23 protein-coding genes are annotated in these 21,652 nt (G+C 59.8%); 1 reads left to right on the forward strand and 22 read right to left on the reverse strand.

All coding sequences use genetic code 11. The annotated features are described in order from the left end of the window. Positions 1–36: 36 nt before the first annotated feature. The 7 genes from AF70_RS23350 to flhA form a co-directional block, all read right to left on the reverse strand. A complete protein-coding gene (locus AF70_RS23350; protein WP_028939997.1) occupies positions 37–2,310 on the reverse strand; it encodes a chemotaxis protein CheA in 2,274 nt (757 codons plus the stop codon). A 37-nt stretch (positions 2,311–2,347) separates the two neighbouring features. Further along, positions 2,348–3,136, reverse strand: coding sequence for a protein phosphatase CheZ (locus AF70_RS23355; RefSeq protein WP_028939996.1), 789 nt, complete (start codon positions 3,134–3,136; stop codon positions 2,348–2,350). 21 nt (positions 3,137–3,157) lie between these two features. Further along, entirely contained in the window at positions 3,158–3,529 is a 372-nt protein-coding gene (locus tag AF70_RS23360) for a chemotaxis response regulator CheY (RefSeq protein WP_003183998.1), read from the reverse strand. A gap of 167 nt (positions 3,530–3,696) precedes the next feature. Beyond that, on the reverse strand, positions 3,697–4,437 hold the full coding sequence (fliA, locus tag AF70_RS23365) for an RNA polymerase sigma factor FliA (RefSeq protein ID WP_007894214.1): 741 nt from the start codon (positions 4,435–4,437) through the stop codon (positions 3,697–3,699). Then, positions 4,434–5,264, reverse strand: coding sequence for a flagellar synthesis regulator FleN (gene fleN, locus AF70_RS23370; RefSeq protein WP_003222917.1), 831 nt, complete (start codon positions 5,262–5,264; stop codon positions 4,434–4,436). The genes fliA and fleN overlap by 4 nt, the downstream gene beginning before the upstream one ends. Positions 5,265–5,380: 116 nt before the next feature. Next, positions 5,381–6,706, reverse strand: coding sequence for a flagellar biosynthesis protein FlhF (gene flhF / locus AF70_RS23375; RefSeq protein WP_028939995.1), 1,326 nt, complete (start codon positions 6,704–6,706; stop codon positions 5,381–5,383). 11 nt (positions 6,707–6,717) lie between these two features. After that, positions 6,718–8,847, reverse strand: coding sequence for a flagellar biosynthesis protein FlhA (gene flhA, locus AF70_RS23380; RefSeq protein ID WP_007938653.1), 2,130 nt, complete (start codon positions 8,845–8,847; stop codon positions 6,718–6,720). A gap of 372 nt (positions 8,848–9,219) precedes the next feature. Between flhA and AF70_RS23385 the strand changes: the two genes are divergently transcribed. Beyond that, positions 9,220–9,369 (forward strand): hypothetical protein, encoded by a 150-nt coding sequence (locus AF70_RS23385; protein ID WP_019579584.1) that lies wholly within the window; start codon positions 9,220–9,222, stop codon positions 9,367–9,369. 47 nt (positions 9,370–9,416) lie between these two features. Here AF70_RS23385 and flhB read toward each other — a convergent pair whose 3' ends face one another. The 15 genes from flhB to fliH all read right to left on the reverse strand — a co-directional run bounded on the left by flhB (position 9,417) and on the right by fliH (position 21,652). After that, on the reverse strand, positions 9,417–10,556 hold the full coding sequence (flhB, locus tag AF70_RS23390) for a flagellar biosynthesis protein FlhB (RefSeq protein WP_019579583.1): 1,140 nt from the start codon (positions 10,554–10,556) through the stop codon (positions 9,417–9,419). A 3-nt stretch (positions 10,557–10,559) separates the two neighbouring features. Further along, positions 10,560–11,342, reverse strand: coding sequence for a flagellar biosynthetic protein FliR (gene fliR / locus AF70_RS23395; protein WP_019579582.1), 783 nt, complete (start codon positions 11,340–11,342; stop codon positions 10,560–10,562). 3 nt (positions 11,343–11,345) lie between these two features. Then, positions 11,346–11,615 carry a flagellar biosynthesis protein FliQ gene (fliQ, locus tag AF70_RS23400; RefSeq protein WP_007938648.1) on the reverse strand — a complete coding sequence of 90 codons (270 nt, stop codon included), beginning with the start codon at positions 11,613–11,615 and terminating at the stop codon, positions 11,346–11,348. After that, complete coding sequence (fliP, locus tag AF70_RS23405) at positions 11,612–12,370, reverse strand: flagellar type III secretion system pore protein FliP (RefSeq protein ID WP_007938646.1); 759 nt, start codon at positions 12,368–12,370, stop codon at positions 11,612–11,614. The genes fliQ and fliP overlap by 4 nt, the downstream gene beginning before the upstream one ends. After that, positions 12,370–12,804 carry a flagellar biosynthetic protein FliO gene (gene fliO, locus AF70_RS23410; protein WP_028939994.1) on the reverse strand — a complete coding sequence of 145 codons (435 nt, stop codon included), beginning with the start codon at positions 12,802–12,804 and terminating at the stop codon, positions 12,370–12,372. Before fliO ends, fliP begins: the two co-directional genes overlap by 1 nt. Next, entirely contained in the window at positions 12,805–13,263 is a 459-nt protein-coding gene (fliN, locus tag AF70_RS23415; RefSeq protein WP_019579580.1) for a flagellar motor switch protein FliN, read from the reverse strand. A gap of 57 nt (positions 13,264–13,320) precedes the next feature. Then, positions 13,321–14,289, reverse strand: coding sequence for a flagellar motor switch protein FliM (fliM, locus tag AF70_RS23420; RefSeq protein WP_007938639.1), 969 nt, complete (start codon positions 14,287–14,289; stop codon positions 13,321–13,323). Positions 14,290–14,298: 9 nt separating this feature from the next. Then, positions 14,299–14,799 (reverse strand): flagellar basal body-associated protein FliL, encoded by a 501-nt coding sequence (fliL, locus tag AF70_RS23425; protein ID WP_019579579.1) that lies wholly within the window; start codon positions 14,797–14,799, stop codon positions 14,299–14,301. A 220-nt stretch (positions 14,800–15,019) separates the two neighbouring features. Continuing rightward, on the reverse strand, positions 15,020–16,387 hold the full coding sequence (locus tag AF70_RS23430; RefSeq protein ID WP_028939993.1) for a flagellar hook-length control protein FliK: 1,368 nt from the start codon (positions 16,385–16,387) through the stop codon (positions 15,020–15,022). 138 nt (positions 16,388–16,525) lie between these two features. Further along, a complete protein-coding gene (locus tag AF70_RS23435; protein WP_019579577.1) occupies positions 16,526–16,873 on the reverse strand; it encodes an Hpt domain-containing protein in 348 nt (115 codons plus the stop codon). Between the two features lie 32 nt (positions 16,874–16,905). Beyond that, the gene (locus AF70_RS23440; RefSeq protein WP_019579576.1) at positions 16,906–18,609 is read right to left on the reverse strand and encodes a fused response regulator/phosphatase; all 1,704 of its coding nucleotides are present in this window, start codon (positions 18,607–18,609) and stop codon (positions 16,906–16,908) included. Between the two features lie 5 nt (positions 18,610–18,614). After that, positions 18,615–18,920 (reverse strand): STAS domain-containing protein, encoded by a 306-nt coding sequence (locus AF70_RS23445; protein ID WP_019579575.1) that lies wholly within the window; start codon positions 18,918–18,920, stop codon positions 18,615–18,617. A gap of 118 nt (positions 18,921–19,038) precedes the next feature. After that, positions 19,039–19,488, reverse strand: coding sequence for a flagellar export protein FliJ (fliJ, locus tag AF70_RS23450; RefSeq protein ID WP_018925046.1), 450 nt, complete (start codon positions 19,486–19,488; stop codon positions 19,039–19,041). A gap of 6 nt (positions 19,489–19,494) precedes the next feature. Further along, positions 19,495–20,853, reverse strand: coding sequence for a flagellar protein export ATPase FliI (gene fliI / locus AF70_RS23455; RefSeq protein WP_019579574.1), 1,359 nt, complete (start codon positions 20,851–20,853; stop codon positions 19,495–19,497). After that, positions 20,843–21,652, reverse strand: a complete 810-nt coding sequence (fliH, locus tag AF70_RS23460; RefSeq protein WP_028939992.1) for a flagellar assembly protein FliH — start codon at positions 21,650–21,652, stop codon at positions 20,843–20,845. Before fliH ends, fliI begins: the two co-directional genes overlap by 11 nt.

Below are 21,652 nucleotides of genomic sequence, written 5' to 3' on the forward strand. Positions count from 1 at the left end.
GACGGGGCGAGGCTCTGGCGCCCCGCTCCCCCAGAATCAAATACGCCGTGCGGCGTAACGCTTGAGCATGCTCGGAACATCGAGAATCAGAGCAATGCGGCCGTCACCGGTGATGGTGGCACCGGACATGCCCGGGGTTCCCTGGAGCATTTTGCCCAATGGCTTGATGACCACTTCTTCCTGGCCCACCAACTGATCGACGACGAAGCCGATCCGTTGAGTGCCCACCGAAAGGATCACCACATGGCCCTCGCGCTGCTCTTCGTGAGCGGCGGAGCTGACCAGCCAGCGCTTGAGGTAGAACAAGGGCAGCGCCTTGTCCCGCACGATCACCACTTCCTGGCCGTCCACCACGTTGGTGCGCGACAGGTCGAGGTGGAAGATCTCGTTGACGTTCACCAGCGGGAACGCGAACGCCTGGTTGCCGAGCATGACCATCAGCGTCGGCATGATCGCCAGGGTCAACGGGACCTTGATGACGATCTTCGAGCCTTTGCCCTTGGTCGAGTAGATATTGATGGTGCCGTTGAGCTGGGCGATCTTGGTTTTCACCACGTCCATGCCCACGCCACGACCGGACACGTCGGAGATCTCGGTCTTGGTCGAGAAGCCCGGCGCGAAGATCAGGTTGAAGCAATCGGACTCGCTGAGACGGTCCGCCGCATCCTTGTCCATCAACCCTTTTTTCACGGCGATGCCGCGCAAAACGTCAGCGTCCATGCCCTTGCCGTCATCGGAGATGGACAGCAGGATGTGGTCGCCTTCCTGTTCTGCGGACAGGATCACTTTGCCGCTGCGAGGCTTGCCCATCGCTTCGCGATCAGCCGGCTCTTCGATACCGTGGTCGACCGAGTTGCGCACCAAGTGGACCAACGGGTCGGCCAGGGCCTCGACGAGGTTCTTGTCGAGGTCGGTTTCTTCGCCGACCAGTTCCAGGTTGATCTCTTTCTTGAGCTGGCGAGCCAGGTCGCGAACCAGACGCGGGAAGCGCCCGAAGACTTTCTTGATCGGTTGCATCCGGGTCTTCATGACCGCGGTTTGCAGGTCGGCCGTGACCACGTCGAGGTTCGACACGGCCTTGGACATGGCTTCGTCGCCGCTGTTGAGGCCCAGACGGACCAAGCGGTTACGCACCAGTACCAGCTCGCCGACCATGTTCATGATTTCGTCGAGACGCGCGGTGTCGACCCGCACGGTGGTCTCGGCTTCGCTGGTTGGCTTTTCCGCGGGCGGCGCGGCCGGGGCACGAGCAGGAGCCGGCGCTGCGGCGGCAGCAGGCTTCGGTGCTTCTGCTTTGGGCTCGGGGGCTTTTGGCTCGGGTGCTTTGGCCACAGGTGCTGGCGCCTTGGCAACCGGAGTCGCTACCGAAGCAACAGCAGAAGCAGTGCCCACTTCAGTGAACTTGCCCTTGCCATGCAATTCGTCGAGCAGCGATTCGAATTCATGATCGGAGATCAGATCGCTACCGGCCGCAGCGGCGGTTGGCGCAGCCGGGGCTGGCGCCGAAGCGATTGCCGATTCCAGCGCATCGACCGCAAAGTTGCCTTTGCCATGCAACTGGTCGAGCAGTGCTTCGAACTCGTCGTCGGTGATGTCGGAGCTGTCGCCGGCGGCTTTCGGAGCAGCCGGTGCAGCAGGCGCTGCGGCCACTGCATCGGCGGCGAACTGGCCTTTGCCGTGCAGTTGATCGAGCAACGACTCGAACTCGGCATCGGTGATTTCGTCACTGGCGGCTGCATCGGCGGCAGGCTGCGAAGCAGGCTGCGCAGCCGCTACGGGCGCCTCGGCCTGGGCCTTGACGGCGTTCAGCGAGTCCAGCAGTTGTTCGAATTCGTTATCGGTAATGTCGCCCGATTCGCTTTCAGCGACCGGTGCTTCAACCACTTCAGCGACGGGCGCCGGTGTGGCTTCATCAGCCGTTTGCGGCTCGGCCAGGCGGGCCAGCGCCGCGAGTAATTCAGGCGTGGCAGCCGTGATCGGGCTGCGTTCGCGGACTTCGCTGAACATGCTGTTCACCGCGTCCAGCGCTTCGAGAACCACGTCCATCAGTTCCGAGTCAACGCGACGCTCACCCTTGCGCAGGATGTCGAACACGTTCTCGGCGATGTGACAGCACTCCACCAGCTCGTTGAGCTGGAGGAAGCCGGCGCCCCCTTTTACAGTGTGAAAACCGCGAAAAATTGCATTGAGCAAGTCCGCATCATCAGGTCGGCTTTCCAGCTCGACCAGCTGCTCGGACAGTTGCTCTAGAATCTCGCCGGCCTCAACCAGGAAATCCTGAAGGATCTCTTCATCGGCGCCGAAGCTCATTAAGGGGGTGCTCCTACAGGTCTAAAAACCCAAAAAACTAAAATCCAAGACTGGATAGCAAATCGTCCACATCGTCCTGACCGGACACAACGTCTTCTCTTTTATCGGCATGAATCTGCGGACCTTCACCCTGAGAGAGATGTTTTTGTGGATCTTTTTCAGCCAGCATCGCTTCACGGTCATGTTCGATACCCGCAAAGCGGTCTACCTGACTGGCCATGAGTACGAGCTTGAGCAGGTTGCTTTCAACTTCGGTGACCAATTGGGTCACACGCTTGATCACCTGACCGGTGAGGTCCTGGTAATCCTGGGCCAGCAGAATGTCGTTCAGGTTGCTCGACACCGTGCGGTTGTCCTCACTGCTGCGTGTCAGGAAACCGTCGACCCGCCGGGCCAGCTCGCGGAACTCTTCAGCCCCGACTTCGCGACGCATGAACCGTCCCCAATCCGTGCTCAGCGCCTGGGCTTCATCGCTCAGGCTGTTGATCAGCGGCGTGGCGTTTTCCACCAGGTCCATGGTGCGGTTGGCCGCGGCCTCGGTCAGCTTGACCACATAGGACAGGCGCTCAGTGGCATCCGTGATCTGAGACACTTCCTCGGCTTGCGGCATGTGCGGGTCAATCTGGAAATTGACGATCGCGCTATGCAGCTCGCGGGTGAGCTTGCCCACTTCCTGATACAGGCCGCGGTCACGGGTCTGGTTGAGCTCATGGATCAGTTGCACAGCGTCGCCGAACCTGCCTTTTTCAAGGCTTTCGACCAGTTCGACCGCGTGTTTTTTCAGGGTCGACTCGAAATCGCCCTGTGAAGATTCGTTATGCTCCATAGCTCCCCCGTGCGCAGTACATCAGCCGATGCGTTCGAAAATCTTCTCGATTTTTTCTTTCAACGCCTGGGCTGTGAAGGGTTTGACCACATAGCCGTTAACACCGGCCTGGGCCGCTTCGATGATTTGCTCGCGCTTGGCTTCGGCAGTCACCATCAGCACTGGCAGATGCTTGAGCTTTTCATCGGCGCGCACGTGACGCAGCAGATCGATACCGGTCATGCCAGGCATGTTCCAGTCCGTTACCAGAAAGTCGATGCTTCCGCTGTTGAGAACCGGAATGGCAGTGGTGCCATCGTCAGCCTCGACCGTGTTGGTGAACCCAAGGTCACGCAACAGGTTTTTTATGATCCGCCGCATCGTTGAGAAGTCATCAACGATGAGGATTTTCATGTTCTTGTCCAATTCGACCTCCAAGCAGTCTTAAACGCGCCCAGCACCTGGACGCGCCATTTCAATCAATCCGGCAAAGCACTCAATGACTGTCTGGAGCACAACAGATCGAGACCGGTACGGTTCAACACCACACCAGCTCCATTCGCAGTGTCCCCACACTGCCTTCAGCGCGCTCGCCACTCCCCCAAACGCCCCCGCAAACGGGCCGCGCACTGGCTGTGTAACTGGCTGACCCGAGATTCACTGACCCCCAGGACCTCACCGATTTCCTTGAGATTCAACTCTTCGTCGTAGTACAGCGCCAACACCAGTCGCTCACGCTCCGGCAAATTGGCAATCGCGTCCGCCAGCGCCGCCTGGAAGCGTTCATCTTCCAGATCGCGTGACGGCTCGAGATGAGCACTCGCGCCATCCTCATGCAGCCCTTCGTGTTCGCCGTCCTGCAACAGATCGTCGAAACTGAATAACCGGCTGCCCAGGGTGTCGTTCAAAATCCCGTAATAATCGTCGAGACTCAATTGGAGTTCGGCCGCAACTTCGTGATCTTTAGCGTCACGGCCGGTTTTAGCTTCAATCGAGCGAATCGCGTCGCTGACCATGCGGGTATTGCGGTGGACCGAACGTGGCGCCCAGTCCCCCTTGCGCACTTCATCGAGCATCGCGCCGCGGATTCGAATACCCGCGTACGTCTCGAAACTCGCGCCTTTGCTGGCGTCGTATTTGGTTGATACTTCAAGCAGGCCGATCATCCCGGCCTGGATCAGGTCTTCGACCTGGACACTGGCCGGCAGACGCGCCAGCAAGTGGTAGGCAATGCGTTTGACCAGTGGCGCGTAACGCTCGATCAGCTCGTACTGCGCGTCACGTGCCGATTTCTTGTAGAGGTTGTAACCGCTGGCTGTCATAGCACGGGTCCTGCCGTTTGTTGCACGAGGCGCTCGACGAAAAATTCCAGGTGCCCACGCGGGTTGGCCGGCAGTGGCCAGGTATCGACTTTCTGCGCGATGGCCTTGAACGCCAGGGCGCACTTGGAACGCGGAAAGGCTTCATACACCGCGCGTTGCTTCTGCACGGCCTTGCGCACGCTTTCGTCGTAAGGCACCGCGCCGACGTATTGTAAGGCGACGTCGAGGAAGCGATCCGTGACCTTGGTCAACTTGGCGAACAGGTTGCGACCTTCCTGCGGGCTCTGCGCCATGTTGGCCAGGACGCGGAAGCGGTTCATGCCATAGTCGCGGTTCAGCAGTTTGATCAGCGCGTAAGCGTCAGTGATCGAGGTCGGCTCGTCGCACACCACCAGCAAGACTTCCTGCGCGGCACGCACGAAGCTGACTACCGAGTCACCAATGCCCGCAGCGGTGTCGATCACCAATACGTCGAGGTTGTCGCCGATATCGCTGAATGCCTGGATCAGGCCGGCATGCTGGGCCGGGCTCAGATGAACCATGCTCTGGGTGCCGGAGGCGGCCGGGACGATGCGGATACCGCCAGGCCCTTGCAACAGCACGTCGCGCAGCTCACAGCGGCCTTCGATCACGTCGGCCAGCGTGCGTTTGGGTGTCAGTCCCAACAGAACGTCGACGTTCGCCAGCCCCAGATCGGCATCCAGCAGCATGACGCGCCGGCCGAGCTCAGCTAGAGCCAGGGACAAGTTCACTGACACGTTAGTCTTCCCGACGCCACCTTTGCCGCCGGTCACCGCGATCACCTGTACGGGATGCATGCTGCCCATGTTATTTCTTTACCTTGTCTTACTTAGACGGAGGCCACATTACTGGCTGCGCGTTCACCATCGGAACAATGCATGGCAGACCATCGATGTAGGTACAAAAAATGTTCATTAACACCTCAGCCAACCTGCTTGGTCGGGCTGTGGTAAATATCAGCGAACATGTCAGCCATGGCTTCTTCGCTGGGTTCTTCCTGCATTTGTACGCTAACGGCGCGGCTGACCAACTGATGACGACGTGGCAGATGCAAATCATCCGGAATCCGCGGACCATCGGTCAGGTAAGCCACCGGCAACTCATGACTGATCGCCAGGCTCAACACCTCGCCCAGACTTGCCGTTTCATCCAGTTTAGTCAGGATGCAGCCGGCGAGGCCGCAGCGTTTGTAACTGTGATAAGCGGCGGTTAGAACCTGTTTCTGGCTGGTGGTTGCCAAGACCAGATAATTTTTTGATTTGATGCCGCGCCCGGCCAGGCTTTCGAGCTGCATCCGCAGTGCCGGGTCGCTGGCCTGAAGGCCGGCGGTATCGATCAGCACCACGCGTTTGCGCAGCAAGGGCTCCAGCGCCTGCACCAGGGACTGGCCCGGATCGACGTGGGTCACCGACACATTGAGGATCCGGCCCAGTGTCTTGAGCTGTTCCTGGGCACCGATGCGATAGCTGTCCATGCTGACCAGCGCGATGTTCTGCGCGCCGTACTTGAGCACGTAACGGGCCGCGAGCTTGGCCAGTGTGGTGGTCTTGCCCATGCCGGCGGGGCCGACCATGGCAATCACCCCGCCCTCTTCCAGCGGCTCGACTTCCGGGGTGGCGATCATCCGCGCCAGGTGCGCGAGCAACATGCGCCAGGCCTGACGAGGCTCTTCAATGTCGGTAATCAGTGCCAGCAGATCGCGCGACAACGGGCCGGACAAGCCGATACGCTGCAGACGACGCCAGAGGTTGGCCTGGGCCGGACGGCTGCCTTGCAGCTGATTCCAGGCTAAAGAACCCAGCTGCACTTCCATCAGTTCACGCAGGCTGTTGAGTTCGAAACGCATCGAATCGAATGCGCGCGGATCGACACCGGTCGCCGCTGCAGGCGCGGGAGCCGGGCGCCGAGGCTCGGCCAGCGTCGGTTCGATCAGCGGTTCGGCGGCGGTCAACGGCAGGCCGGCGAACAATTGGCGATTGGTGGTCTTGTCGCTCTCGCCATCGCCGCGCAGGCTCAGTTCGGCCTGGGCGGTGACGATCCGCGACTGGGTCTTGCGCAGCTCATCCTCGAGTTCCATGTTCGGAACACGCGGGGCCAGCGCCGACAATTTGTAATCCAGGGCAGCCGTCAGCTCGACACCGCCGGCGATCCGGCGATTGCCAATGATGGCGGCATCAGCGCCCAGCTCATCACGAACCAGTTTCATGGCCTGACGCATATCGGCGGCGAAAAAACGCTTAACTTGCATAAACCACTACCTCAGCCGTTGGGCCCTACTGTCGCAACGATGGTCACTTGCTTGTTGTCAGGAATTTCCTGGTAAGCCAACACGTGCAAACCCGGCACTGCCAGCCGACCGAATCGCGAGAGCATCGCGCGAACCGGACCGGCCACCAGCAGAATCACCGGCTGACCTTGCATTTCCTGACGCTGCGCCGCATCGATCAACGAACGTTGCAGTTTTTCCGCCATGCTTGGCTCCAGCAGAACGCCCTCTTCCGAGCCTTGTCCTGCCTTCTGAAGACTATTGAGCAATATTTGTTCCAACCTTGGTTCCAAGGTGATCACAGGCAGCTCCGACTCAGTGCCTACAATGCTTTGCACGATTGCACGGGATACGCCGACGCGCACCGCGGCCACCAAAGCGGCGGTATCTTGACTCTTGGCGGCGTTGTTCGCGATAGCTTCGGCGATGCTGCGGATGTCCCGCACCGGCACCTGTTCGGCCAGCAACGCCTGCAAGACTTTGAGCAGTTGCGACAGCGAAACCACCCCCGGCACCAGCTCTTCGGCCAGCTTCGGTGAGCTTTTGGCCAGCAATTGCATGAGTTGCTGGACTTCTTCGTGGCCGATCAGCTCGCTGGAGTGCTTGTACAGAATCTGGTTCAAGTGGGTCGCCACCACCGTACTGGCATCGACCACGGTGTAACCGAGGGATTGCGCCTGGGCACGCTGGCTGATTTCGATCCACACCGCTTCCAGGCCAAAAGCCGGATCTTTGGCGGTGATGCCATTGAGCGTGCCGTAGACCTGACCCGGGTTGATCGCCAGTTCGCGCTCCGGGTAAATCTCCGCTTCAGCCAGGATCACGCCCATCAGGGTCAGGCGATAGGCGCTAGGCGCCAGGTCGAGGTTGTCACGGATATGCACAGTCGGCATCAGGAAGCCCAGGTCCTGGGAGAGTTTTTTACGCACCCCCTTGATCCGCGCCAGCAACTGCCCACCCTGGTTGCGATCCACCAGCGGAATCAGGCGGTAGCCCACTTCCAGGCCAATCATGTCGATCGGCGTCACGTCATCCCAGCCAAGTTCCTTGGTTTCCTGAGCCCGGGCCGGCGACGGCAGCAACTCCTGCTGACGCTTGACCTCTTGCAGGGCCTGAACCTTGACCGCGTTCTGCTTCTTCCAGAACAGGTAAGCGCCACCAGCCGCCAGGGCTGCCATGGACAGAAAGGAGACGTGCGGCATGCCGGGCACCAGGCCCATCACCGCCATCAAGCCTGCGGCCACCGCCAAGGCTTTCGGCGAGGCGAACATCTGACGATTGATTTGCTTGCCCATGTCCTCCGAGCCGGAAGCACGGGTCACCATGATCGCGGCGGCGGTCGACAGCAGCAGTGATGGCAATTGCGCCACCAAACCGTCACCGATGGTCAACAGCGCATAAACCTTGCCGGCATCACCAAAGCTCATGCCGTGCTGGAAAATACCCACCGCCATGCCGCCGATCAGGTTGATGAACAGGATCAGCAGGCCGGCGATGGCGTCACCGCGCACGAATTTGCTGGCACCGTCCATGGAACCGTAGAACTCGGCCTCCTGGGCGACTTCCATCCGGCGCAGTTTCGCCTGGTTTTGATCGATCAGGCCAGCGTTCAAGTCGGCGTCGATCGCCATCTGTTTACCGGGCATGGCGTCAAGGGTGAATCGCGCGCTCACCTCGGAAATACGCCCGGCGCCCTTGGTTACCACGACGAAGTTGATGATCATCAAAATCGCGAAGACCACGATACCGACCACGTAGTTACCGCCGATCACCACCTCACCGAAGGCCTGAATCACCTTACCGGCGGCAGCATGGCCGTCCTGACCGTGGAGCATCACCACCCGCGTGGAGGCCACGTTCAGCGCCAGTCGCAACAACGTCGCCACCAGCAGAATGGTCGGGAACACCGCAAAATCCAGTGGTCGCAAGGCGTACACACAGACCAGCAACACGACGATGGACAGGGCAATGTTGAAGGTGAAAAACACGTCCAGCAGGAACGGCGGCACCGGCAACATCATCATGGCCAGCATGACCAGCAGCAACAGCGGCACGCCCAGATTGCCCCGACTTAAATCGGCAACGTTTGTGCGAGCACTGTTGATTAACTGAGAGCGATCCACCGGTTTTCCCCGTTCCTTTAAAGCAAACTTTTGACGCCTGAAGCAGGCGCAGGGCGGCTATTGCAAGAAGCCTTCCAACTTTTGCCAAGGAGGGAAATAGATAGATTTGTTGAGCCGGGTAGCAGCTGCCGAGGCTGCGTAGCAGTCGTAAACCTTTGCGAGGACTGCGTCCTCGAACGCAGCCTCGCGCAGCTCGGCAGCTGCTACGAACAGGGTGGATCAGAGGCGGGGCATGACATCGCTCAAGTTCACTGCCATGCCATTCGTCCAGATATCTGCATAACCGTAAGTTTTGATAGTAGCCAAAACGGCTTTATGGGTATTGGATGGTGGTCATCAGCGTTGGTAATACCAAGCGCCGGAGCAGCGATCATGCCCAAGAAAGCGGTCAAGTCATTCAACGATGCCAAAGGCTTCGATCTGGTTGCGCCCAAGCAACAGGACGACAGGAAGAAACAGGAGAACAGTATCGCGAAAGAGCCCGGCAATGAAAAAGCCAATAAGCGGCATCAGCGCCCGTAGCCGCTGCCGAAGGCTGCTACCCTTTGATTTCAGAACCGTAGACCCGATCAGGAATCGCGACGCAGATCCGGCGGAATCGGCAAATCGTCCTTCAGCGGATCCGGCCGTTTGCCCTTGCCGGCGCGGTATTGGCGAATCTGATAGACATAAGCCAATACCTGAGCCACTGCCAGATACAGCCCGCCAGGAATCTCCTGATCCAGTTCCGTTGAGTAATAGATCGAACGCGCCAGCGCGGGCGATTCGAGTAACTGCACTTGGTTGGCCACGGCAATTTCACGGATTTTCAAGGCCAGGAAGTCGCTACCCTTGGCGATCAGCATCGGCGCCCCACCCTTCTCCGGATCGTACTTGAGCGCTACGGCGTAGTGGGTCGGGTTGGTGATGACCACGTCGGCGTTGGGGATCGCGGCCATCATTCGCCGCTGCGACATCTCGCGCTGCAACTGACGAATGCGTTGCTTGACCTCCGGTCGCCCTTCCTGATCCTTGTGTTCGTCACGGATTTCCTGCTTGGTCATCAACAGCTTTTTGTGGCTTTCCCAGAGCTGCACCGGCACGTCGACCAACGCGATGATGATCAGCCCGCACGCCATCCACAACGTGCTCCAGCCCACCACTTGCAGACTGTGGATGATCGCCATGTCCAAGGGTTCATGGGCGATGCGCAGCAGATCGTCGATGTCTGACGACAACACCGCCAGCGCCACGAACAACACGATGAAGAACTTCGCCAAGGCCTTAAGCAACTCCACCAGCGCCTTGGCCGAGAACATTCGTTTCAGGCCTGCGCCGGGGTTCATGCGACTGAACTTGGGCGCCATGGAGCCGGCTGCGAACAGCCAACCCCCCAGGGAAATCGGACCAATCAGCGCGGCCAGCAGCAATGTGATCATCACCGGCTGAATCGCGATCAAGGCGATTTTTCCCGAATGCAGCAAAAAAGTGCCCATGGAGCGCTGGTCCAGAATCACTTCCCGCGACAGCGTGAAGTTCATCCGCATCAACTCCATTAAATCCTGGGCCAATGCGCCACCAAAAATCAGCAAGGCGCCGGCGCCGGCCAGCATCACCGCCAGGGTGTTAAGCTCCTTGGAACGCGCAATCTCGCCCTTCTCACGGGAGTCCTTTTTGCGTTTCTCCGTGGGGTCTTCTGTTTTGTCCTGACCGCTTTCGCTCTCAGCCATGACTCAGCGCGCCTGTGCCAGTTCGCGTAACAACTGCAAGGCTTCGGCGGCCAGTGGTTGATACTGATTGAGGATGTCCGCCAGGCCGACCCAAACGATAAACAAGCCGAGCACCAGAGTCAGCGGGAAGCCAATCGAGAAGATGTTCAACTGCGGCGCCGCCCGGGTCATCACACCAAACGCGATGTTGACCACCAGCAGCGCGGTGATCGCCGGCAACACCAGCAACAGCGCCGCACCAAGCACCCAGCCGAGCTTGCCGGCCAGCTCCCAGAAATGACTGACCATCAACCCGCCACCGACTGGCAGCGTGGTGAAGCTTTCGGTGAGGACTTCGAACACCACCAGATGGCCATTCATCGACAGGAACAACAGCGTCACCAGCATGGTGAAAAACTGTCCGATCACCGCCACCGACACGCCGTTCGTAGGGTCGACCATCGAAGCGAAGCCCATGCCCATCTGGATCGCGACAATTTGCCCCGCCACCACGAACGCCTGGAAGAACAGTTGCAAGGAAAAACCCAACACCGCGCCGATGATGATTTGCTCGGCGATCAGCAGCAGCGCGCTCAGGTCCAGCGCGTTGACCGCGGGCATGGGCGGCAGACCCGGCGCGATAACCACAGTGATCGCCAGCGCGAAGTACAAACGCACACGCTTGGGCACCAGCGTCGTGCCGAAAATCGGCATGACCATCAGCAACGAGCCGATGCGAAACAGCGGCAACATGAACGTCGCCACCCAGGTGCTGATCTGGGTATCGGTCAGTTGCAGCAGCGACATGGCTTAACCGATGACCTGAGGAATGCTGTGGTACAGCTGCAGGATGTATTCCATGAAAGTCTGCACCAGCCACGGGCCGGCAACGATCAGCGTCACCAGCATCACCAACAGACGCGGCAGGAAGCTCAAGGTCTGTTCGTTGATCTGGGTGGCCGCCTGGAACATCGCCACCAACAGCCCCACCAACAAGCTCGGGATCACCAGCACAGCGACCATCATGGTGGTCAGCCACAGCGCTTCGCGAAAGATGTCTACGGCAACTTCGGGCGTCATGGTGAAACACCGCCGAAGCTGCTGGCCAACGTGCCGATGATCAACGCCCAGCCATCCACCAGCACGAACAGCATGATTTTGAACGGCAGGGAAATGATTAGTGGCGAGAGCATCATCATACCCATCGCCATCAGCACACTGGCCACCACCAGATCGATGATCAGGAACGGAATGAAGATCATGAAGCCAATCTGGAACGCGGTTTTCAGTTCCGAGGTCACGAACGCCGGCACCAGAATCGTCAGCGGCGCCTGATCCGGCGTAGCAATATCAGTGCGCTTGGACAGGCGCATGAACAGCTCCAGATCGCTGCTGCGAGTCTGGGCCAGCATGAAGTCCTTGATCGGCACCTGAGCCTTGGCGACTGCATCCTGAGCGGTGAGTTTCTCCGCCAGATACGGCTGCAAGGCATCCTGATTCACCCGATCGAACACCGGCGCCATGATAAACATGGTGAGGAACAGCGCCATGCCGGTAAGGATCTGGTTCGACGGTGTCTGCTGCAACCCCAGGGCCTGACGCAGGATCGAGAAAACGATGATGATCCGGGTGAAACTGGTCATCAGCATGACGAACGCCGGGATGAAACTCAGCGCCGTCATGATCAGCAGGATTTGCAGGCTGACCGAGTATTCCTGAGCGCCATTGGCATTGGTGCCCAGGGTGATCGCCGGGATCGACAACGGATCGGCGGCGAACGCCAGTGGCGCAGCCAGCATCAGGGCCAGCGTCAAGACGATGCGTAACGCACCCATTACTTCTTATCCTTCTGATCCTTGCCAAGCATCTCCAACAGACGCTGGGCAAACTCCGGAGTCGCTTTCTCGGTTGCGCTCGGCACTTGTACCGGCTCCTTGAGCACATGCAACGCGGTGATGGTGCCGGGGCTCAGGCCCAGCAGAATCTGTTCGTTGCCGACCTGTACCAGCATCAAACGGTCACGGGGGCCGAGGGCTCGGGAACCGATCAACTCGATCACTTGCCCCTTGCCGGCCGGCCCGGCCTGCTGGACCCGGCGCAGCAGCCAGGCGAGGAGGAAGATCAACCCCAGCACCAGCAACAAACCGAACACCAACTGCGTCAATTGCCCGGCCACACCACTGCTGACCGCTGTCGCAGCTGTCGTCACTGGCTCGGCCGCCAGCACGCTGGATGGCAAGGCCAATAGAACCGCAAGAACCTTGTTCACTCAGCGCAGCTTCTTGATGCGTTCGCTTGGGCTGATCACGTCGGTCAGGCGGATGCCGAACTTTTCGTTGACCACGACCACTTCGCCGTGGGCGATGAGCGTGCCGTTGACCAGCACGTCCAGCGGCTCGCCGGCCAGGCGATCGAGCTCGATCACCGAACCCTGGTTGAGTTGCAGCAGGTTGCGGATGTTGATGTCGGTGCTGCCGACTTCCATGGAAATCGACACCGGGATATCGAGGATCACATCCAGGTTCGGACCATCCAGCGTCACTGGATCGTGGTTCTTCGGCACGCTGCCGAACTCTTCCATCGGCAGACGGTTGGAGCCCGACGTACCGGCATCGGCCGCCAGCAGCGCATCAATGTCGGCCTGCCCGGCGTCACCGGTTTCTTCCAGGGCCGCAGCCCATTCGTCGGCCAGTGCCTGGTCGTCCTGGGCGTTCATATCGTCGTTCATCATTTGTCCTCGGCGGGCAACAATTCAGTTAAATGCGTAGGGAGGTACGAGCGCCGGTCAGCGGCGCTCGATCGGCTCGATCACTTGCAACGCGAGGTTGCCCTTGTGCGAGCCCATCTTGACCTTGAAGGCCGGCACGCCGTTGGCGCGCATGATCATTTCTTCCGGCATCTCGACCGGGATCACGTCGCCGGGCTGCATGTGCAGGATGTCGCGAAGGCGCAGCTGGCGGCGGGCAACGGTGGCACCGATCGGTACGTCGACGTCCAGCACGTCCTGGCGCAAGGCGTTGATCCAGCGTTCGTCCTGATCGTCGAGGTCCGACTGGAAGCCGGCATCGAGCATCTCGCGCACCGGCTCGATCATCGAGTACGGCATGGTCACGTGCAGGTCGCCGCCACCGCCATCGAGTTCGATGTGGAACGTCGACACCACAATGGCTTCGCTCGGGCCGACGATGTTGGCCATGGCCGGGTTCACTTCCGAGTTGATGTACTCGAAGTTCACTTCCATGATCGCCTGCCAGGCTTCCTTCAAATCGACGAAAGCCTGCTCCAGCACCATGCGCACCACACGCAGTTCGGTGGGGGTGAATTCACGCCCTTCGATCTTCGCGTGACGGCCGTCGCCGCCGAAGAAGTTGTCCACCAGCTTGAACACCAGTTTGGCGTCGAGGATGAACAGTGCGGTGCCGCGCAGCGGTTTGATCTTGACCAGGTTGAGGCTGGTCGGCACGTACAGCGAGTGCACGTATTCGCCGAACTTCATCACCTGCACACCACCGACGGCAACGTCCGCCGAGCGGCGCAGCATGTTGAACATGCTGATGCGGGTGTAGCGGGCGAAACGCTCGTTGATCATTTCCAGCGTCGGCATGCGTCCACGGACGATGCGATCCTGGCTGGTCAGGTCGTAGCTTTTGACACTGCCGGGTTCGGCAGCGTTATCGGTCTGTACCAGACCATCGTCGACGCCATGCAACAGCGCATCGATCTCATCCTGGGACAGCAGGTCCTGCACGGCCATGTCGTGTTCCTACTGCAGTACGAAATTAGTGAAAAGCAACTGTTCGATCACCACTTTGCCCAGCTCTTTCTGCGCCACTTCCTGGACGCTGGCCGTGGCTTTCTGACGCAACATCTCCTGGCCGACCGGGGTCGCCAGCGTGGCGAAATCCTGACCGGAAAACAGCATGACCAGGTTATTGCGGATCACCGGCATGTGGACTTTGAGCGCCTCCAGATCAGCCTGATTACGCCCCAGCATGGTGATGCTCACCTGCATGTAGCGCTGACGGCCGTTCTGGGTGTAGTTGGCCACGAAGGCTGGAGCCATTGGCTCGAAGATCGCCGGCTGCTTGCCGACCACAGCGGTTTCAGCCGCGGCGGCAGGCTTGCTCTGGGCGCTGTGCATGAAGAACCAGGTCGCTCCCACGGACAAGCCGATCGCCAGTAGCAGGGCCACGACGATCACAATGATCAGCTTGATTTTGCCTTTGGTTGCGGGGTCTTTTACTACTGCTTCGCTCTTCGCCATGCCAATAATCCGTCACTAATCGGGTTTTCACAGTCGCACGGCAAGGCAAGAGCAAGTGTTATGCCAGAAGTGTCTGGGGGATTTGAGGCGCAGACTTAAAGAGATCACAAGAAAGGTAGGAGCGAGGCTTGCCCGCGAAGAACGATAATGCGGTTTAACTGATAAACCGGGTTATCGTTCTTCGCGGGCAAGCCTCGCTCCTACTGGGTTTTGCGTTTGATCAGGCGTAATAATCGACGGCGCTGGTGCCGATCACGCTGGTGGTATTGGCGGCTACTTCAGCAACCGTCGCAGGAAGCTCTTCATCCATCGAATCGAGGCGGCCGCCACTGGCATTGGTGCGCCCGCCCTGCCCCTGTTGAGCCTGTTCCTGCCCCTGGCCCTGCCAGCCACGGGACTGATCGGAAACGTTGACGTCGACCTGGCCCATGCCCTGCTGCGCGAACATGTCCCGCAGGCGATGCATTTGCCCGTCGAGCGCTTCGCGAACGCTTGGGTGAGCGCTCATGAAGGTCACTTGGGTCTGCTGATCCGGAACCATGTTCACCCGAATATCGAGGCGTCCCAGTTCGGCCGGTTGCAACTGGATATCCGCCGCCTTGAGATTGGCGCTAGACAGGTACATGACCCGGTTGACCACCTCTTCAGTCCAACCGCTCTGATGCATGGCGATCGGTTGGTTCACCGGCAATGCATTGGCAGTCTTGGGTGTTGCCGCCTGGGTCAGAGCCGCCAGACGATTGGCGAAGTCATCGACACGGGTGTCGCTGCTGGCGGACTTGAGATCCTTGAGGCCGTCATCGATCAGGCCACTGAAAGCCTTCTCGCCACCCTGGCTGGTGCTGTCCTGATCGGCCTGCACATCGAGCATGCTTGCCATGCCCGCGGCAAAAGTCTGTGCCGAGGTCAGCTCGCCGTCGACGTGAGCCTGGGTCGGCGCCGCTTTTGGCTGAGCTTGGCTGGCGGCCGAAACGTGCCCGCTCTGCTCCATGGCCATGCGCACGGCCGGCAGCGCATCGAGAGGATCGGCTTCGGGATCGAAATCAGGATCGGTGGTCGCTACGGCCTGCGTCGCTGCCGTGGTAACGGCGGCCGCGACGGGTGTTTGAACGGTTGACTGCACAGCGGCGACAACCGGTGGGGTTTCCGACACAGGGGCTGGCAGCACCGGCTGCACCACTTGCATCAACGCCGGATCGAGGGCTGGATCGACAGGCGCTGTATCGACTACCGGCGTCGTCGACTCGGCGTTATCGGGCGCGTCATCGCTGGCCGTCTTGTCATCGCTCTGCGCCGGTTTATCGGCGGGCAAGGATTTGCCGCTATCGGCAACCGTCGGTTCCTGGGCGGCAGACGAGTCGTTGCCCACGTCCTTTTTGCCAGTGTTGTCCGAGGCTTTGTCACGTACGGGTTTAGCCGATCCGTCCGCCGTAGCCGAAGGCTTGTTCTGGGCTTGATTGGCGTAGACCTGAGCGAAGCTGGACGCCTTGTCACCGGGCTCAGCCATCGACGCCGGGGTATTGGCGGACGCGGCTTGAGTCTTGGCCGCAGCCGCGGCCTGAAGAAGAATATTTGGGGTAACGGGCATGGAACGGTCTCCGCTGCACTGGGATCGTAGGTACAGTTGAGTAAGTTGACTGCAAGGGTCGAGCCAGCTTTGTTCGCTGGCCGCCAAAAGCGCCGGATGGTTAAACTGTAATGCGATCCGTAGCGGCTGGTGGTTGTCTTATTCAGCCAGGGAACGTTGGCGCTCTGCCTCAAAAAGCGGTCGAACAATCGCGAATTCGCCGTCGATTTCTCCAACCAGCGCTTCAATGCCTTCGAGTTTTTTCTCTTTGGCTCGCTGCTCCAGTTCATGGCACAGCTCAGCCAGCCGAGTCGCGCCCATGTTGCTGCTGCTGCCCTTGAAACTGTGCGCCGTGGCGCCTAACCGATCGGCATCGTCAGCCTTGCGCAGCAAGCTCAATCGCTCTTCGGAATCACTGAGAAAGGTATCGAGCAATTCTGGATACCCGTCCTCCATAACTTCTTGCAACGCGCTCAGCACGTCGCGATCCAGATGTGTGTCGTCCACTTGTTCACTCCTTTGATCAAGAATGCCTGGGATCATGCCTGAGCTTCCCAGAAAAACTCCACGCGAGCACTGCGCCCATTATCGGACCAGCTCGCATGATGACTCAACTGTCGGATCAAACTGACGCCACGTCCCGACAAACGGATATCGTCGACGGGACGCTCCATCACCCGTACCACATCGAAGCCCTTGCCACTGTCTTCGACTCGAACAGTCAGGCAACCACCTTCGCCTTTTGGCGTCACCTGCAAATGTACCCGCACATAGCCGTCCTGCAATTCGTCCAGGCGCGCACTGCGCTGCTGATAATAACGCGCAAAACCCGAAGCATCGCGTTTGAGACTCGAATCCAGACCTAGCACGCCATGCTCCAGGGCATTGGAGTAAAGCTCTGCCAGCACGCTGTAGAGCGCACCACTCTGAGCGCGCAGACCATGCACCTCAAACAGCAATTGCAACAGATACGGCAGCGGGTTGAAGCGTTTGAGGGTGGCGGCGCGAAATTCGAAACTCACCGACCAGTCCAGCGGGCAGGACTGACCGCTGTCGGAATATACCGGTGCTGGCGGGCTCAGTTGCGCCGCATCCAACAGGCTGACCTCAACCATGCTCACGTCATCGCGAGCCTCGCCGCGAAAGTCCCGCAGGGCCTGCTCGATTTCTTCGAACAGCGCATCGGGCTGGCGATTGGCTGCAAACACCTGCTCCAATCGCTCTACGCCAAATAACTGCTCATTGGCATCGCAGGTATCAATCACTCCGTCAGACAACAGGAACACCCGATCCCCGACGGCCATCGGGAACACCTCGGTGCGGTCATCGAAGGTTTGCGGGCTCAGCACACCCAACGGCAAGTGCCGTGCCGTGAGCGCTGTACGCTCGCCACTGGTGGCGTTGTGCAAATAGCCGTCCGGCATCCCGCCGTTCCAGACCTCCACCGACCCTCGCTGAAAGCTCAGGCGCAGCAGGGTCGCGCAGCAGAACATGTCGACCGGCAGAATACGTTTGAGCTTGGCGTTCATCTCGCGCAGGGTTTCGGACAAACCATAACCCTTGGCGGTCATGCCATAGAAAACTTCGGCCAACGGCATGGCACCGACAGCGGCCGGCAAACCATGGCCGGTAAAATCACCGAGCAACACATGCATGTCGCCGGCCGGGGTAAACGCGGCCAGCAACAGATCACCATTGAACAGCGCATAGGGCGATTGCAGATAACGGATGTTCGGCGCATTCAGGCAACCGGAGTGGGCCACCTTGTCGAACACGGCTTTGGCCACGCGCTGTTCGTTGAGCAGGTAATCATGGTGCCTGGCGATCAGATCGCGCTGTTCCAGCACCGTGGCCTGCAAACGCCGCAAGCGGTCCATTGCCTTGATCTTGGCCGCGAGGATCACCTGGTTGTAAGGCTTCGCCAGAAAGTCGTCGCCCCCGGCCTCCAGACAACGAGCCAAGGCTTCGCTTTCGGTCAGCGACGTCAGAAATATGATTGGCACCAGGGTTTCGCCGGCCAGCGCCTTGATCTGCTGCGCGGCCTCGAAGCCATCCATCACCGGCATCATGGCATCCATCAGCACCAGGTGCGGCCGCTGCGAGCGAAACGCCTCGACCGCCTCGGCGCCATTACTGGCGGTCAGTACTTCATGCCCCTGACGACGGACAATAGTCGACAGCAGCATACGATCGGCCGCACTGTCTTCGGCGATCAGAATCGTCAGCGGCTCGAGCGGCTGCATGACAGTCAACTGATGTCGAACAACTTGTCGAAGTTGGAGATGGCGAGGATTTTCTTCACATCGCTACTGCTGTTGACGACACGAATATCGGAGTTGTCGCCACCGGCGTGATCGCGCAGCAAAAGCAACATGCCAAGCGCCGAACTGTCGAGATACGTGGCTTCCTTCAGATCTACGACAATGGACTCGGGTTTCTTGTTGAGTCGCTCGTAGGACTCGCGAAACTCCTGATGCCGACCGAAATCGAATCGCCCCTTAACCGAAATCGTCAACTTTTGCCCATCCGGGGATACTTCTGTAACGACTGACATTTCACGGCTTCCTTGTCATTGGCGAACGTACGTGTAGAAGGTTTAGCACCTGATGGGGGCTGGAGCAAGGCTGAAAAAACTGTACGGTTTGTGAAATCGCCTTCGCGGCCTACTTGATTCAATACGAATCCTGACGCGGCAACCGCTGGGACAACTCATCCAGCAGCTTCTGCTCGCGCTTGTCTTCCAGTTGCCGTGCTTCATCCATGTAGCGCTGAACCAGTTTGCGCAAGCCTTCGACCCGAGCAAATGCCTGTTGCCAGGCTTCTCGGGCCTTGTTCAGGTTGTTTTGATGCCAGTTCAAGCTCTGGCGCTGCTGATCGATGGCCGTGCCCAATTGCGCGAGAAAACCCTGATAGCCCAGCAACCACTGGCCCGAAACGCCGCCGCTGCCGCGCACGATCCATTGCTCCTGGTAGTCGAGACGGAAGGCTTCGAGGTCGGCGAGTTTGCTTTCCGCCAAACGAACCTGGCCCTGGAAGTGCCCCAGGCGCTGGACGGCGGTTTTCTCGGCCTTTTCAGCCATGTCCACCACAGGCGCCAGGCGTGCCGCGCGACTCGAGGCCATGACCGGTTAACCGCCTGGCGCTGGCGCGAAGACCGAAGCAAGATGGTTTTCGCTGGCGCCCATGCTGATGTTGTCGTTCAAGCCCTGGCGCAGGTACAGGGACATGGCCGGTTGCAGATTGATCGCGGTGTCGGTTTCCCGGTCACCGCCGGGCACGTAGGCGCCGACACTGATCAGGTCGCGGCTCTGCTGATAGCGCGACCAGTATTGCTTGAACATCTGCGCGTGGTTCAGGTGTTTGATACCGACCACCGACGGCATGACCCGACTGATGGACGCTTCAATGTCGATGGCCGGGTAATGCCCTTCCTCGGCCAGACGCCGGGACAGCACGATGTGCCCGTCAAGCACGCCCCGCGCCGAGTCGGCGATCGGGTCCTGCTGGTCATCGCCTTCAGACAATACCGTGTAGAACGCAGTGATCGAACCGCCGCCCTTTTCGGCGTTACCGGCCCGCTCCACCAGTTTCGGCAACTTGGCAAACACCGACGGCGGATAGCCCTTGGTCGCCGGCGGTTCGCCGATGGCCAGGGCGATTTCCCGCTGGGCCTGGGCGAAACGGGTCAGGGAATCCATCAGTAACAGGACGTTCTTGCCCTTGTCGCGAAAATACTCGGCGATCCGCGTGCAGTACATGGCCGCACGCAAACGCATCAGCGGCGCATCGTCCGCCGGCGACGCCACCACGACCGAACGCTTGAGCCCTTCTTCACCGAGGATGTGCTCGATGAACTCTTTAACTTCGCGACCCCGCTCACCGATCAGCCCGACCACGATAATGTCGGCCTCGGTGAAACGGGTCATCATGCCCAACAGCACACTCTTGCCGACGCCGGTACCGGCGAACAGCCCGAGGCGCTGACCGCGACCGACCGTCAACAAACCGTTGATGCAGCGAATGCCCACGTCCAGCGGTTGGCTGATCGGGTCACGCTTGAGCGGGTTGATGGTCGGACCGTCCATCGGCACCCAGTCTTCAGCCTTCATCCCGCCCTTGCCATCCAGCGCACGACCGGCGCCATCAAGCACCCGCCCGAGCATGCTCATGCCCATCGGCAAACGACCGGCGTCAGCCAAAGGAACCACGCGCGCGCCTGGGGCGATGCCCGCGACACTGCCCACCGGCATCAGAAAAACTTTGCTGCCAGAGAAGCCCATGACCTCGGCTTCGACTTGCACCGGGTGATAGCTGTCATCGTTGATGACCATGCAGCGGCTGCCCATGGCGGCGCGCAAGCCTTCGGCTTCGAGGGTCAGGCCGACCATACGCAGCAATCGACCTTCAAGGATCGGCGCGCCAGCCAGCTCCGTGGCCTCGGCGTAGCTGCCGAGGCGCTTGGCGAAGCTGGTGCGTTCAAGGCGCATCGGGTTCTTCCAGTTCTGGCTCGACCGGGGCGACCGCAGGCTTTTCGTCGATCGGCAATTCCAGGCTCAGGTCCGGCGCAGCCGGGTGCAGCGCCTGATCGTGAAGTTGGTCAAACAGCTTGGCCATGACCTGGGTTACACGGGTTTCGATGGTCGCATCGATACGACTGTGTTCGGTCTCGACCCGGCAGCCGCCTGGCAACAAGGATTCGTCCTCGACGATGCGCCAGGTTTCTTCATGGCGCTCGCGCAGGGCTTTGACCTGTTCGAAATCCTGCGGGTTGACGTACAACCGCACATTGCCCACACCCAGTGGCAAGAGCTTGAGCGCTTCACGCATGACGTGTTCGATCTGCGTCGAGTCGATGGCCAGTTCGCGCTGAATCACCTGTTTGGTGATGTGCTGCACAAGGTCTACCAGCGATTTTTCGATCTGGGTGTCCTGCTCGGCAATGGGCTCGAACAGGTTGGCCATCAACTGTTCCAGACCAGCGATCTTGGCCGTCAGGGCCACTTCGGCTTCCTGACGGACCTTGAGCGTGGTGCTATGGAAACCTTCTTTCTCGCCAACCGCGAAGCCTTCGTTGTAGGCCTCCTGGCGAATGCTTTCGAGCTCTTCGAGGGTCAGTGGCTGGACTTCTTCCAGCGGCACTTCTTCCATTTCCGGCGGTTCGGGTTCCGGTTCCGGCTCGGGTTCCGGCACAAACGGGTCGAAGCTGGGCAGCGCCCAGACGTCGAAACCTGCGACGTCCTTGCCACGGATCAGGTCGGTCTGGGACTCATCATGTTTGGACGACAT

It is taken from the genome of Pseudomonas sp. KD5 (assembly GCF_012932895.1).
In the GTDB taxonomy this organism is placed as follows: Bacteria; Pseudomonadota; Gammaproteobacteria; order Pseudomonadales; family Pseudomonadaceae; genus Aquipseudomonas.